Source organism: Alistipes sp. CHKCI003 (assembly GCF_900021155.1).
GTDB lineage: Bacteria > Bacteroidota > Bacteroidia > Bacteroidales > Rikenellaceae > Alistipes > Alistipes excrementavium.
Genome location: NZ_FCNT01000027.1, coordinates 69757 through 84204, shown reverse-complemented (window position 1 = coordinate 84204; position 14448 = coordinate 69757). Strand labels below are relative to the sequence as shown.

The 14448-nt window shown below is 57.9% G+C and carries 14 protein-coding genes; 9 read left to right on the top strand and 5 right to left on the bottom strand.

The window, feature by feature from the left end:
• Window positions 1-3: 3 nt before the first annotated feature.
• Window positions 4-1176, bottom strand: a complete 1173-nt coding sequence (locus tag BN3659_RS04395) for an efflux RND transporter periplasmic adaptor subunit (RefSeq protein ID WP_410488790.1) — start codon at window positions 1174-1176, stop codon at window positions 4-6.
• Window positions 1177-1316: 140 nt separating this feature from the next.
• Here BN3659_RS04395 and BN3659_RS04390 point away from each other — a divergent pair, with 140 nt between their 5' ends.
• Entirely contained in the window at window positions 1317-2195 is an 879-nt protein-coding gene (locus BN3659_RS04390; RefSeq protein ID WP_091534881.1) for a helix-turn-helix domain-containing protein, read from the top strand.
• A gap of 56 nt (window positions 2196-2251) precedes the next feature.
• Here BN3659_RS04390 and BN3659_RS04385 read toward each other — a convergent pair whose 3' ends face one another.
• The 4 genes from BN3659_RS04385 to BN3659_RS04370 form a co-directional block, all read right to left on the bottom strand.
• Complete coding sequence (locus BN3659_RS04385) at window positions 2252-2611, bottom strand: DUF488 domain-containing protein (RefSeq protein WP_091534879.1); 360 nt, start codon at window positions 2609-2611, stop codon at window positions 2252-2254.
• 340 nt (window positions 2612-2951) lie between these two features.
• Window positions 2952-4169: a sodium ion-translocating decarboxylase subunit beta gene (locus tag BN3659_RS04380; protein ID WP_091534877.1), complete on the bottom strand. Its 1218-nt coding sequence runs from the start codon at window positions 4167-4169 to the stop codon at window positions 2952-2954.
• Window positions 4170-4185: 16 nt separating this feature from the next.
• Complete coding sequence (locus tag BN3659_RS13295; RefSeq protein ID WP_191441988.1) at window positions 4186-4536, bottom strand: hypothetical protein; 351 nt, start codon at window positions 4534-4536, stop codon at window positions 4186-4188.
• A 233-nt stretch (window positions 4537-4769) separates the two neighbouring features.
• Window positions 4770-5156, bottom strand: a complete 387-nt coding sequence (locus BN3659_RS04370) for a hypothetical protein (protein WP_091534876.1) — start codon at window positions 5154-5156, stop codon at window positions 4770-4772.
• Window positions 5157-5288: 132 nt separating this feature from the next.
• Between BN3659_RS04370 and BN3659_RS04365 the strand changes: the two genes are divergently transcribed.
• The 8 genes from BN3659_RS04365 (at window position 5289) to mobV (ending at window position 14348) form a co-directional block, all read left to right on the top strand.
• Entirely contained in the window at window positions 5289-5678 is a 390-nt protein-coding gene (locus BN3659_RS04365) for a hypothetical protein (RefSeq protein ID WP_091534874.1), read from the top strand.
• A 115-nt stretch (window positions 5679-5793) separates the two neighbouring features.
• Complete coding sequence (locus BN3659_RS04360) at window positions 5794-6438, top strand: DedA family protein (RefSeq protein WP_091534873.1); 645 nt, start codon at window positions 5794-5796, stop codon at window positions 6436-6438.
• Between the two features lie 1195 nt (window positions 6439-7633).
• Entirely contained in the window at window positions 7634-8950 is a 1317-nt protein-coding gene (locus tag BN3659_RS04355; RefSeq protein ID WP_091534871.1) for a site-specific integrase, read from the top strand.
• A 55-nt stretch (window positions 8951-9005) separates the two neighbouring features.
• Window positions 9006-10847, top strand: coding sequence for an RNA-binding domain-containing protein (locus BN3659_RS04350; protein ID WP_091534931.1), 1842 nt, complete (start codon window positions 9006-9008; stop codon window positions 10845-10847).
• A gap of 6 nt (window positions 10848-10853) precedes the next feature.
• Complete coding sequence (locus tag BN3659_RS04345) at window positions 10854-11258, top strand: helix-turn-helix transcriptional regulator (protein ID WP_091534869.1); 405 nt, start codon at window positions 10854-10856, stop codon at window positions 11256-11258.
• 246 nt (window positions 11259-11504) lie between these two features.
• Window positions 11505-11795 (top strand): helix-turn-helix domain-containing protein, encoded by a 291-nt coding sequence (locus BN3659_RS04340; RefSeq protein WP_010262055.1) that lies wholly within the window; start codon window positions 11505-11507, stop codon window positions 11793-11795.
• Between the two features lie 2 nt (window positions 11796-11797).
• Window positions 11798-12682, top strand: a complete 885-nt coding sequence (locus BN3659_RS04335; RefSeq protein WP_171847701.1) for a toprim domain-containing protein — start codon at window positions 11798-11800, stop codon at window positions 12680-12682.
• Window positions 12683-12926: 244 nt separating this feature from the next.
• Window positions 12927-14348, top strand: a complete 1422-nt coding sequence (gene mobV, locus BN3659_RS04330; RefSeq protein WP_091534867.1) for a MobV family relaxase — start codon at window positions 12927-12929, stop codon at window positions 14346-14348.
• Window positions 14349-14448 lie beyond the last annotated feature (100 nt).

Genomic DNA, 14448 nt, shown 5'->3' with positions numbered 1-14448 from the left:
GTGCTATTCCTCCTTTTCGGTTTGGGTCGTGTCCGCAGCGGCGGCGGGCTGTGCGGGGGCGGGTTGTGCGCCCTTGATCTTCACGGGCGTGCCTTCGCGCATCAGACCGACGCCTTCGGCGAGGATCGTTTCGCCCGGGGTGAGACCCGAGGTTACTACGTATTCGCGGCCGTTCGAGGAGCTCAGCACGTCGATCATGGCCGATTTGGCGACACCGTCCACGATTTTATAAACGAAAACCTTGTCCTGCGTTTCGAACGTGGCCGACTGCGGGACGATGATCTGGTTTTTCAGTTCGCGCGGGATCAGCACGTTGCCCACGCCGCCGCTGTGAAGCAGCCGGTCGGAGTTGGGGAATACGGCGCGCAGCTGAACGCTGCCCGTCGAGGGGTCGATCACGCCGCTGATCGACTCGACGCGGCCGGGCTGGGAGTAGATCGTGCCGTCGTTGAGCCGGAGCTGCACGGCGGGCATGTTCTTCAGCGTGTTGTCGATCGAGCCGTATTCGCGCGTCAGGTTGAGGAGCTGGTTCTCCGTGAGCGAGAAGTAGACGTACATCTGCGAATTGTCCGATACGGTGGTGAGCGGCTGCGGGAGCGATGCGCTCACCAGTGCGCCCACGCGGTAGGGCAGCGTGCCGACCATGCCGTCCGACGGTGCCTTGACGACCGTATAGGAGAGGTTGTTCTGGGCGTTGACCAGTTGCGCCTCGGTCTGCGCGAGCTGCGCTTGGGCGCTCAGCAGGTTGTTGTGCGCCGTGGAGAGGTCGAACTCCGAGATGACGTCCTTGGCGAAAAGCTGTTTCTTGCTGTCGTAAGTGAGCTGAGCCGTCGCGACGGCGGCTTCGGCGGCTTTGACGTTGGCTTCGGCCGTGCGGAGCGCCGCTTTGTAGGGGACCTGATCGATGATGAAGAGCGTCTGTCCTTTGCGGACCGTTTCGCCCTCTTTGACGCGGAGTTCGGCGATGGTGCCCGAAACCTGCGGATAGATGTCGATGTCCTGACGACCGCGGATGGTCGCCGAATAGGTGTCTGTCAGCGTGTAATCACCCGTCGTGATTGTCAGACCGGCGTATTCGGCCTGACGCTGTCCTGTCGGCGCCTGCTTGCAGCCGACGAGCGCGACGCCGCAGAGCGCGAGCACTGCGGTGTACTTCCATTTGCTCATTTTCTTCATTTTCTTTTCCATTATCTGATACTAAAAAACTTTTCCGTGTGCAAAAGTATCCTGTTTTTCCCGAAATAACGATGGTTTTCCCGAAAAATATATGTACTTTTCGGAACTAAATAAGTCTTTTAGTGCAAATAATAGAAATAATGATAAAAAAAGGGAACAAAACCGACAGAACAATCACCGTAGGCAATCTCGTTTCGCTGCCCGAAGGCGAACAATTCGTCATCTGCGATCCCGGATGGGACGAGGCGCGGCTCAACCGTCCCGTGCGGGTCGCGTTCGGGATGATGCTCCTGTGCCGCGAAGGTCGGGCCCGGCTTTCGATCAACTTGCAGGAGTACTCGGTCGAACGCGGCACGCAGGTGTTGCTGATTCCCAACACGACGGTCATGCTTCTGGCCGTGTCGGACGATTTCGGCGCTTCGTGTTTCGCTTTTTCGAGCCAGATGTTCGACGAGGCGAGCTACCGTCTCGACCTTCCGTTTTTCCGGTTCATCGGCGACCACCCCGTTTCGCGACACACGGACGAAACGTTCGAACCGCTCGAATTGTGGTTCGAGATGATGCGCCATACCTATGAGGACCGGGAAAACATGTTCCGCAATACGATCGTCCGCAACCGATTGCAGAATATGTTCATGGAGTATTACGACAAGATTCAGCGCAAGAAGCTGCACGACATGGCCCGCATACCCGATCGCCAGACCGATCTGTGCCGGCGGTTCTTCAATCTCGTGGGCGAGAATTGCTGCGGCGAACACCGCGTGGAGTGGTATGCCGACCGTCTGTGCGTTACGACGCGCTACCTTTCGGCCATCACGCGCGAATCGGTGCACATGACCCCCAAAGAGGTGATCGACCGCATGCTGATGCTCGAAATACGCATCATGCTCGAAACCAGCGATAAAACGGTGCAGGAGATTGCCGATGCCACCGGGTTTCGCGATCAGGCCTATCTGAGCCGCTACTTCCGCCGGCAGACCGGCAGTTCGATCAGCCAATACCGTCGTGTGATGAAGTAACGGCCGGCTGGTTCGGGCCGATTCCGGAGTTGTGTCCCGTCCGGAGCGCTGCGGCGTCAGTCGGGAAGATGCGAGAGATAGTCCCGCAGGATCCGTGCGTGGTTGGCCGCTGCGTTCCGCGAAGTGTAGAGGAGCGTAAGGATTTTCTCGCCGCGCGTTTTTTCGGCGAACTCCTGCACGGCGGGCGAACGTTCGAGCTCTTCGATATACCGTTCGCGAAAAGCGTCCCAGCGTTTTTCGGGGGCGGCGTGGAACCATGCGCGGAGCGGAGCCGACGGAGCGAGTTCTTTGGCCCACAGATCGTAGTGCAGGCGCTCTTTGCTCATGCCCCGCGGCCAGAGCTTGTCGACGAGGACACGGTATCCGTCCGACGGCTCCGCGGGTTCGTAAACTCTCTTGATTCCGATCTTTTGCATGCTTCGCGTCCTGCAAAATACATGCCTTGATACGGCCGGTCCGCAAACCGCAGTCCGTTCGGTCCGCGGCCGCAGACCGGCCGTCGTTCGCAAATCCGAAACGGGATCGTCCGACAAGTCCGATTCTTACGAGTCATCCCCGCGGAAGCGATCGCTGCCGACGGCGTTTTTTATTTTTCGGACTTGTCGGACGATTCCGCTTGCAGCCGGCATCGTTTCCGCAGGATCCGTCGCACGCGGTCGATCGGCTCCGGCACAGGCCGGTTCCGTCGGTCGCCGAACCCGCGACCCGGTGAATGGAGCTGCCTCGGCACGGCGTCCGGCGATTTCGGCCGTTCGCTTACAACATCGGAATCACGGTTACGAAGATCGCGGCGATGATGGCCGACGTGATGACGCCCGTGATGTTGGCACCCAGCGCATCGGCCAGCACGAACGACGACGGATTGTCGTGCGAGACGATCTTCTGCGCCACTTTGGCCGTCGTCGGAACGCAGCTCACGGCCGCGATGCCGATGACGGGATTGAAATTGCCGCGCTTGATGAAATACATGGCATAGCCGCCCAGAATGCCGCCGATGCCCGAAATCAGCAGCGCGAGGATGCCCAGTACGAGCAGCTTGAGCACCGTGGGGTCGAGCAGCGTATGGGCATCGCAGAGAATCCCCAGCAGAATGCCCAGAAAGAACGTGGAGCCGTAGAGCATCGGTCCGCTGATGAAATCGTTCACGTGTTTGAGTCCCGACTCTTTGATGACGATGCCGATGAACAGCGAGAAGAAGAGCGGAGCGGCCACGGGGAAGAGCAGGCACAGGATGATGCACATCACCACGGCGAACGAAATCTTGGTTGCGGGGCTGTATTGCTTGGGCGCCTTTTTGGGCGGCGCCATCTTGATGGCGCGCAGGCGTTTGGGAACCATCGCACGCACCAGATAGGGATAACCGCCGTAGGTGAGGCCCAGATAGAGGTAGGCAACGACGGTGATCGGTACGAATATCTCCTTCGAGAGGTTGAGCGATGTGAAGAGCACCATCGGTCCGTCCGCTCCGCCCACCATGGCGATCGAAGCGCTGTCGCTGGGGCTCAGTCCCATGGCATAGGCGATCGGTACGACGGCGAAGGTTCCCAGCTCGGCGCAAAGCGCGAGGAACATGCTTTGCAGCGGTTTGGCCAGCAGGAAGTTGATATCGAGCATCGTGCCGATGCCCATGAAGATCAGGCAGGCGATCAGGCCGTTGCTGAAGGTGAAGGTGTAGACCGGTTGCAGGAAATCGATCTGCAGGATGTTCATCAGCGCATTGGTGTCCGTTACCATCGGATCGAGGAAGAGGTTGCCCGGCGTTCCGCCGGGGAAGATCAGTACGCCGGCATTCACGGCGGCCATGCCCAATCCCATCGGGATCATCACCAGCGGTTCGAGAATTCCCTTACGGCCCAGATAGACCAGCAGGATTCCGAGCAGAATCAGCCCGATGCGGGCGTACATGATCGCCGGATCGGATTGCAACAGGGTCGAAATGCCCTGAAATATGTTGTTCAAATCGAATTTTTCCATAATCGAAAAGTGTAATTCAACGGTTTTCGAGGTTGCGGACCGGAACCTCGGGATTTCCGAAATGATACTCCGTCAGGCCGTTCATGCCGTGAATCGCCTCATCTTCCGTGGCGGGATCCATCGGCATTCCGCACATCGGACGGCCGCTCCCCATGAAGGAACGCACGTAACGGTAGGAGTGCGAGACTTCCATGCGGTAGGCCCGCCCCCAGATCCGGCTCCGCCGGACCAGCGACGGCAGGTCTTCGCCGTTCAGGTAGGAGAAGAACAGCGTCATCAGTTTGAGTACGTAGGCGAACGCCGCTCCCACGACGAACGTGAAGCCCATCATCAGCAGCGTTTCTCGAATGATATATGTCAGTGTCATCTTGCGGATTTTTTCGAATGATTGTTATCCGACCGTTCGCCGCATCGCCGCGGCAGGTCTTCGTCCGGATTCGGGGACGGGCCATACAGCGCCCTTTGCGGGGTGGGCGGACAGTCGGGATCGCTCCGCACGAAAACCGGAACGGCTTGTGCGAAGACATCGGAAAGCCCGTACGGCGGTCCGGCGGCGCCGGAAAACCGTACGAGAAAAACGGATCGGGAAAATGAAGAGGGCTAAATCCGCAGAACGCCGAAACGGAGATAATCGAAGTCGTGGGACGCAGCGGCGCGCCGGCCGGCGAAAAGGCATTCGGTCGCGCCGCGGGCTCTGCGTTCCGGGTCCGCACGGAACGACGGAAGCCCGAAAGCCTCCGGCGCTTCGTCGCCGAGTCGCTGACGGATTTCGGGGCCTTTGCGCAGTGCGCGTGTCGTAGGTGCGGGGACGAACGTCCGGACTGTCTCCGTGGCCGTGTCGTCCGGGAATCCGGAGTTGTCGAAGCAATACTGCGAGATCGGATGCCGGGTATCCGCTGCCGCAGAAGTTGCACTGGAACCTTGCTTCTGCAACATCGCCGCACAGGCGGCCAGCACGATACAGAGTATGCGTAACGGCGTTCTCATCTTCGGGAATATTCGCAGCAAAATTAGGACAAATTCGAGAAAAGAACAAGTCCGCATGCGGATTTCGGCGGCCGTTCGGTTCGATTTTACCCGAATGGTTCTATCTTTGCGGAAGAATTGCGAACGGACCCGATGGGAAAACACCTGTTCCATACGTTGCTGGGAATTCTGCTGCTGGCGGGTGGAGCGGTCGTGTCCGGCGGTGAAGCCTCGTCGAGGGAGTATTCCGGTCCCACAGAGTTCCGCACTCCGGCTCGGGAGAACCCTCCGGCCTCGGCGCTCCGCGAAGCGTGCGACGCTCTGCGATACGGTCCGGCCGCGGCGGTCGAAGCGGTTTCGTTCCCGTCCCGGGTCCGCATCCTGAACGGATTCCGGAATCCGTCTCTTCCGGCTTTCCGGCCCCGTATCGCTCTGCGCAGCGCATCGCTCGGACAATGCCGCATTTCGTACGATGCTGAGGCGGCGCCTTTACCGAAACCTCTGCGATATTACGTCTACGCTCTGGAGCGTATTCGGATTTAGTCTGCGGGCCGTCCCTGCCGCTGGAAACCCATGCGGCATGCGGCGCCGCGTACTGCTGCGGTCGGCGGTCGGCCGGTCCGGCCCGTTTTATTCTTTCACGCAAACACCTCGAAACATGGATTTTTTATCGGATTTCATCCTTCATATCGACCAATACATGCTCCGTATCGTTCAGGAGTATGGCTTATGGACCTATGCGGTCCTTTTCGCAGTCGTTTTCTGCGAAACGGGTCTGGTCGTTACGCCGTTTCTGCCCGGAGACTCGCTGTTGTTCGTGGCAGGAGCCATCGCGGCACAGCCCGGAATGCCCATAGACGTGCATCTGCTCGTTGTCGTCCTCTTTGCCGCGGCCGTTGCAGGCGACTGTTGCAACTATTCGGTCGGTCGGTTTTTCGGTCGCAGACTTTTCGCCGACCCCAACTCCCGAATCTTCAAACGGAGCTATCTGGACAAGACGTGCGAATTTTATCGGAAATACGGCGGCAAAACCGTCGTCCTCGCCCGCTTCGTTCCCATCGTGCGCACGTTCGCTCCGTTTGTCGCCGGAATGGGCCGGATGCACTTTCCGCATTTTATGGCATTCAACCTGCTCGGCGGCGGCGCGTGGGTCGTCTTGTTCTGCTATGCCGGCTATCTTTTCGGAGATCTGCATTTCGTGCAGCGGAATCTCGAACTGTTGGTCGTAGCGATCGTCATCGTTTCCATGCTGCCGGCCATCGTAGAGGCGATCCGCAGTACGCGGAGGGTTCGCAGCGCATGACGGCTTTGTCCGTTTGACAGTTGTCCATCCGACCGGACCGGGTCCGCTTCGTTGCCATCTGTCTCTTTTTTTCGGTGTCGAAAAGGGTGCGAGCGGAGTCGAATGCCGCTGTTCGCGGCATGTGGGCTGCAACGGTTGCGTACGAAGCGAGCGCCTACTTCCAGAGAGTGCCGGCGATTTTATCCGTGTCCTTATCAGAAAAAATATTCATGAAAGAGGTGATGCGAAGGAGGACGGATCATGCCGGTGCGGCGTGTCGATCGAATCCCCGAGACAGGGAGGAGCGGGGGTTTTATGATGCGAAAAGTTGTCGGTATGTGAGCGGAAAACGTGCTACGAAATCCGATCGGATCGTACGTTTGTACGAAGTAATCGCAGGTTATCCCCTGCGTTGTCTGGCGACGGGCGCAAGCCCCCTTCCTCGGTAAGACGAGCGTCTTTGAGGCGATCGGCGCGGATTTGCTGTAAAAGTTTAATAGATATATGAAGCGAAGAAAAAATGCCTAATTTGTTTGTGGAACGGTTCGATGCGTTGAAACATGCTTCTTGCTGCCATCCGTCGGTTCCGGTTGGAGCCGCTATCGTTTCGAGCGATCACGGAGAATAAAGTTTTTTCCGAAAACCAGTAGCGATTCGGTTGAACCGTAGCGGCGTCGGGCTGCGAAATTTTCGATTATGATTCGCTCCGTCTCTTCTGCGATGAGTATGCGGGTGTCGTCGGATCGTTGTCGGGTGGGGATGCCGCCCACGATGACCAAACAGATTGCTTGTCTGACGATCGTGGCAGACCGACGGATTGTTCGGCAAGGATGATCCGCTTACGTTGGGGGAAGGCTCCGCCGGTAGTGTAGGTTCGTCTTGCTCACCGTTGCGGATCGTAAAGGATGGAAATTGTTTGCTGCCCCGAATTGCATATATCGATCGACGTCGTAGTTGACTGTATTGTTTTACGAAGATCGAAAAAATAGAAAACAGCGCCGTATTTGTATACGACGCTGCTTCTGCGAGGTCTGAAGCGGACGCCATAAATTTGAATCGAATTTTACCGATTTTAATTTTATTTTATCTATATATCAACATATTACAGATATTTTTCATCAACTGCGAGGTCTGGAAGTTTTCGAAAATTCGGCCGATGTATGACAAATGTATGACAAAAATGATTACATTTGCAGCAGATAAAACCTACTGACCTATGGCATCCTTCTGCTATCGCATCCGCTCAACCCAGAAAAACAAACTGGTCAAAATCCAAGTTCTCTTCACGGTTGGCCGCGGCAACCAGTTCTACGTCGACAGCCAATATATGGTGTTGACGGACGCCTGGGACAACAAGCGGCAGACGGTCAAAAGCCGCTTCACCTTTACCGATGATTTCACCGAGCAGCAGGGGCGCGAGCTAACCAAGAACCTCTCCGAACTGCGCAGCCACATCCTCGGAGAGATTGCCAAGGATCCCGAGCACGCAATGACGAAGACGCGGCTGGAGAAGATCATCTACAGCTTCCACCACCCGCGCAGCCTCACCACCGGCCGTCGCGTCCGCACCCGCGAATCGCTCGGCGACTACATAGCCCGCTTCACGCGCGAAATGGAGGAGGGCACCCGGCTGAACATCCACAAACTCCGATACGGCCCCTCGACCATCAAGAACTACAAGGGATTCGTCGTGCAGTTCGACGAGTACTGCAAGGCCAAACGCAAGCAGTTCGACTTTACCGACATCGACCTGAAGTTCTACGATGACTTCGTCGCCTGGTTCACCGCCAAGAACTACTCCGTCAATACGATCGGCCGCCACGTCAAGGAGCTGAAGATCATCATGCGCGCGGCCCGCGAGGAGGGCCTGCACGACAACGGGGCGATCGAGAGCCGCAAGTTCCGCGTGCTGACGGCCGACGTGGAGAACATCTACCTGACGGAGTCGGAGATCCGGGCCATCGCCGCGCTCGACCTCTCGAAAAATCGGCACAAGGATGTTGCCCGCGACATCTTTCTGGTGGGGTGCTACACGGCACAGCGCTTCAGCGACTACTCGACCATCAACGAAGGCAACATCCGCACACTGGAGAACGGACAGCAGGTCATCGACCTCAAGCAGCAGAAGACCGGCAACCACGTCGTCATTCCGGTCCGCCCCGAGCTGCAGGCCATCCTGGAGAAGTACGACAACCGGCTGCCGAGAACCTACGAGCAGAAGGTGAACTACCTCATCAAGGAGATTGCGCGCGAGGCAGGCATCACGGAGAAAGTCGAGGTCTCCTACATCGAGAATGGCGAAAAGAAGAGCCGGCTGGTCGAGAAGTGCGACCTGGTGAAGACCCACACGGCACGGCGCAGCGGCGCGACGAACATGTATCTGGCGGGAATCCCGACCATCGCCATCATGAAGGTTACGGGCCACAAGACCGAACGGGAGTTTATGAAGTACATCAAGATCACCGAGGAGCAGACCGCCCTGGAGCTGATGAGCCACCCCTATTTTTCGGGGGCAAGCAACACAACACGATAATCTGAAAGAGTGTTGTCCGGGAATTTTTTTAACTTTGTTCAAACAGACTGATGCAATGAAAGACGATACGCAGGAATTAACGCTGTTCGACAACTACGATTTTATAGAAAAAATCGAATCTCTGATGGCCGACTGTGAATCGGCCGAGGTGGAGTTCAAATCCGCCAGGGGAGGGTTTCCGGGCAGCTTGTGGGAGACCTACTCCGCTTTCGCCAATACGCAAGGTGGAGTCATCGTATTGGGCGTCAAGGAGAAGGACGGGAAATTCACACTTGACGGCATCACACTGGAGCAGGCGCGCAAATACAAAAAGGAGTTTTGGGACAACGTAAACAACAAGGCTCATTGCAGCGCAAACGTCCTGCAGGAGAAAGACGTGCAGGATGGCGAATACAACGGGAGCTATGTCCTGGTATTCAATGTGCCACGAGCTCCCCGCAACAAGATTCCCGTATATCTGCATAACAACCCCGAGAATACATTCAAGCGGAATTACGAAGGAGACTATCGGTGCGATGCAAGCGAAATACAACGCATGTTCGCCGACGCCGATATCACGGAACATCCCCGTGATTACAAAATTCTGCCCGAATTTACCATCGAGCAGGATATTGACAAGGCAACTCTTGAGCAATACCGCCGGCTGGTCGCAACCAAAAGCCCCGATCATCCGTGGCTGCTGCTGGACGACAAACATTTTCTGATGAAATTGAAAGGTTATCGGATCGATCGGCGAGAGAAGATCGAGGGACTGACACTTGCCGGTCTGCTGATGTTCGGAAAAACAGACAGCATCACCGACGCCTACGGATGTCCGCAATACTTTCCCGATTACCGCGAATATTTCAGTTCCAATCCCGACGACCGCTGGACAGACCGCATCTACCCGGACGGCACCTGGGAGGCGAATCTGTTCCAGTTCTACTACCGGGTCTATCCCAAGCTGGCCGCATCCCTGCCCAAGCCTTTCGCCCTGAAGGACGGCATCAGAGAGGACGAAACGCCGACACATACGGCTCTACGCGAAGCATTTATCAATGCACTGGTCCATTGCGACTATTCGGTCGACTCGAACATTACGATCGAACTACACAAGGATTGTTACATATTCTCCAATCCAGGTTCCCTGCTACTCTCCATTGCCCAATATTATCAGGGAGGCAACAGCGTATGCCGCAACAAGGCCCTGCAAACGATGTTCATGCTGATCGGCTCAGCGGAAAAGGCCGGAAGCGGTGCCGACAAGATCATGCAAGGTTGGAAAAAGGCAAATTACCGCAATCCGCGAATCGAGGAGATCACTCACCCCGACAAAGTCGTATTGACATTACCTCTTGTCAGTTTGTTGTCCGATGAGGTCATCTCCTATCTGAAATCCCTGTTCGGTGAGGATATAACGTCCATAGAACACAACAAGTTGATGACCCTGGCGACCTGTTGCAGCGAGGGCGAGATCACCAACTACCGAATGCAATTGGTATTGGACAAGCACAGTGCCGATATCACAAAGTTGCTCAAAGAGTTATGCAACGACCGATACCTTATTCCCGAGGGAATCGGCCGCGGCACGCACTACAGAATCAACAAAAAATTCCGAGAGGGGGGACTTCCCGGGAATGTTGCTAGTAATGTTGCTAGTAATGTTGCTAGTAATGTTGCTAGCTCTCCAGACAAGGAAAGGCGCAGAAGATTATCATCCAGCGAATTACACACAGCCATCCTGCACGCATGTGTTGATTTTGAATCGCTGGAAACCATAGCTTACAAAGTAGGGAAGAGTCTACGATACCTGAAAAACAGAGCCATACCCATCATGGTTGCCGAAGGGTTGTTGGAACGTGAATATCCCAATATGCCGAAACATCCCCATCAGCGATACCGTGCAAAAAAGAGATAGCCAGCCGTGCCGCGCCGTCGAAAAATAACAATCCAAGCCTCCGAGCTGGAGTGCTTCGAGACGCTCGTTCGGGAGCTGCACCAGAGGCCGGAGTTTGCCGGATTCGATCCGTCGAGCCTGCACGTCTGGGCTTACGAACGGTATGAGCCGAAGCTGAAGGATGCCGACGCGATTCTCCGCCGCTTCGACTACTGGCTGGGCGTGCACAAGGGCGAACAGTATCTAATGGCAAACGGCAGCCGGCTCTTCAACAAAAAGGAGCTAGCCGAGGCGCTGGGCGTCGCACGTCCGACGCTCGACCGGTGGATTACGAACGGATGGCTGGAGCCGTGCCGCATTCAGATCTCGGCTGGCGGTGACACCCTCTTTGCGGCCAACGCCGTTCGGGAGGTATTGGAACGGTTCCGATAGACTCAAAATCACATCTACTACAACGAGGACGGCACCCGCCGCCCTCGTTTTTTCGCCCTGAAAGAATCCGATTACACGGCAGTGCCAACCGAAGCAAACGAATGCCAAAGTCCGGAAACGGGCGGAAGTGTGTCTTCAGTGTGGCACCGGTTGGCATCGGTTGGCGCTGATTTGTAACGCCATTCGCCGTTTTCGGGAGGGGTTCGGAAAGCCTTTCTTTGCGTCATCAACCAAATTCGAATCGTTATGACCAAGGAAATCTTTCTGAGCGGCATGACCGCCGACCAGCTCTCGGAGATGATTCGCGAATCGCTGCGCGACGAATTGCGGCAACTCCATCCCGAACCCTCCGCCGAGACACCGAACTATCTGACCCGCCGCGAGACAGCCCGCCGCCTGCGCATCTCGCTCGTAACGCTCAACGACTGGGTGAACCGCGGGCGGATCCGCGCCCATAAAATCGGCGGGCGCGTCCTCTTCCGCGACAGCGATGTCGAGGCGGCACTGCACCGGATTGTCCCCATCAAAAGCCGATAGCCATGAAGACGACAACAGATTGCATCGGCATCCGGGAGTATCTCCTCCGCCGGGGACTGCAACCCCACCGCGAAACCGCCACCCACGGCATGTTCCTCTCGCCGCTGCGCAAGGAGCGCACCCCCAGCTTCAGCGTCCGCTACGACAAGGGGCTCTGGTACGACTTCGGGCTGGGTGAAGGAGGCACGCTCCTCCAGTTGGTCATGCGCCTCGAAGGGTGCGGCATGGCAGAAGCCATTCAACACTTGCGCAAAGGATCCGTAGACGAAGTCCCCTTCCAACCCCTCCCGACCGCCTTGACACGCGAAGACTCCCCGCTGCGGATTCTCGGCGTCGGGGAGATTCGCCACCCGGCGCTGATCGGTTATCTGCGCGAGCGCGGCATCGACCTCGCCGTGGCCGGAGCGCTGTGCCGCGAGGTTCACTACGCCGTCGGCGAGCGGCGCTTCTTCGCCATCGGCTTCCGCAACGACGCCGGAGGATGGGAGCTGCGCAGCCCGCAGTTCAAGGGAAGCAGCGCCCCGAAAACCATCACGACCTTCGACCGGCACGGCGACACGGCGCTGCTCTTCGAGGGATTCTTCGACCTGCTCTCTCACCTGACACTGCAACACGAGCCGGAGCCGGCCGTCGATACCGCCGTGCTCAACTCCGTGGTGAACCTACCCCGTGCCCTTCCGTTTCTCGCACGCCACGCGACGATCCACACCTTCCTCGACAACGACGAAGCGGGGTACCTCACCCTCGAACGACTGCGCAGCGCCCTGCCCGGTGCGACCGTCATCGACCGTGCGGAGAGCTACCGTGCCCACAAGGATCTGAACGAATCGCTGCGACCCGCCGCGAAGATTTCCCGCACGCCGCGTCGTCGCGCCCGCAAGTTGTAACGTCGCCCGGAATGACGCCGGAACCGTCGCCCACCCATCGGCCGCTTCGCGACCGCGGCTTTTTCCCCGAGGAAAAAGCCATAGCCTATTAGGGCTTTTTCCGACGCATCGGCCCGCCGACGCTGAAAAAGCCCCAATAGGCCAAAGGGTCAAGCCCCTCTGGACACCCCCTGTCGTGCTGCGCACGCCGACCGCCAAGGCGGTCCCTTCTTCTACCACACAACCTCCGATAAACGACCGTACCATGGGATATGCCGTCCTGCATCTTGACAAAGCCCCGGGCAACGAGGCGGCCATGACCGCCCACATCGCCCGCACGAAGATACCCACCAACGCCTCACCCGAACGCACCTGCCTCAACGAGGAACTCGTCGAGTTTCCCGAGGAGGTGGCCGACCGCACGGAGGCGATCAACTACCGCCTCGAACACGCCGGCCTCACGCGCAAGATCGGGACGAACCAGGTACGCGTGATCCGCGTCATGCTGACCGGTTCGCACGACACGATGAAGCGCATCGAGGAGGAGGGGCGGCTTCCGGAGTGGTGTGCCGACAACCTCGCCTGGCTGCGCGAGACCTTCGGGGCGGAGAATGTCGTCTCGGCCGTCGTGCACCGCGACGAATCGACCCCGCATATCCACGCCGCCGTGGTGCCCATCGTCACGGGCGAGCGCCGCAAGGCCCGCACCGCCGCATCCGAAACACCCGGCAAGCGGCACTACCGTCCGAAATCCGCCGCACGGCCCCGTCTCTGCGCCGACGACGTCATGTCGCGCATCCGCCTCAAGCAGTATCAGGACACCTATGCCGCGGCGATGTCCAAATACGGACTGGAGCGTGGCATCGACGGATCGGAGGCGCGTCACATCACCACGCAGGAGTTCTATCGCCAAGCCATTGCCCAGCAGCAGGATCTGCAGGAGAACATCGACGCGCTGCTCCGTCTCGAAGAGCAGAAGCGGAAGGCCGTCGAGCAGCTCAAACAACAGGAGCGGCAAGTGCGCACCGAGTATGAACAGACCGCCACGCTCCAGGCGCAGAAGAGCGCCGAACTGAACCGCACCGAGGCCGAGTTGAAGAGCGTGAAGGGCGAACTGAAAGGTGTCCGGTTGAAAAACGCCGCGGCGGAGGTTGGGTCGAATATCGTCGAGGGAATCGGGGCGATGATCGGCACATCCCGCGTCAAGCGGCAGCAGCAGATCGACCGCCTCAACGCGGAGAACGCCTCCCTACACGAGCAGATCGGAACACTGAACCGCACCAACCGCGAGGAGAAGGCCCGACATGAGCAGGCCGAACAGCAGTTGCAGGCGAAACTCGACCGCATCGAACATTGGCTGCCCGACACACAGACGCTCATCAGCTGGGGCGAATACTGCCGCGACATGGGCCTCTTGGAGTCGGGCGCCCGCGAGATCATCGCCATGAAGCCCCTCTACGTCTCGGGCGAACTCCGCGCACCGGAGTATTCGCGCCGCTTCGACGTCTCAAATACCGAAATCCGCCTGCAACGCGACCCAAACGGCCCCGGAGGCTTCCAGCTGCTCATCGACCGCCAACCCGCACACGCCTGGTTCCGCCAACGGTATGTGGAGCTCATGACCCGCCTGGGCTACCCCGTCCGCCCCGAACGCCCCGTCATCCGACGACATACCATCGAGCGGTAAAGCCCGCCCCGAAAGACAAAGAGAATATCCGGTCGAACAGCCGGATATTTTTCTTCACTTTGTGAAGAAACTTGCTTAATCGAAATATTTGTAGAGTTTG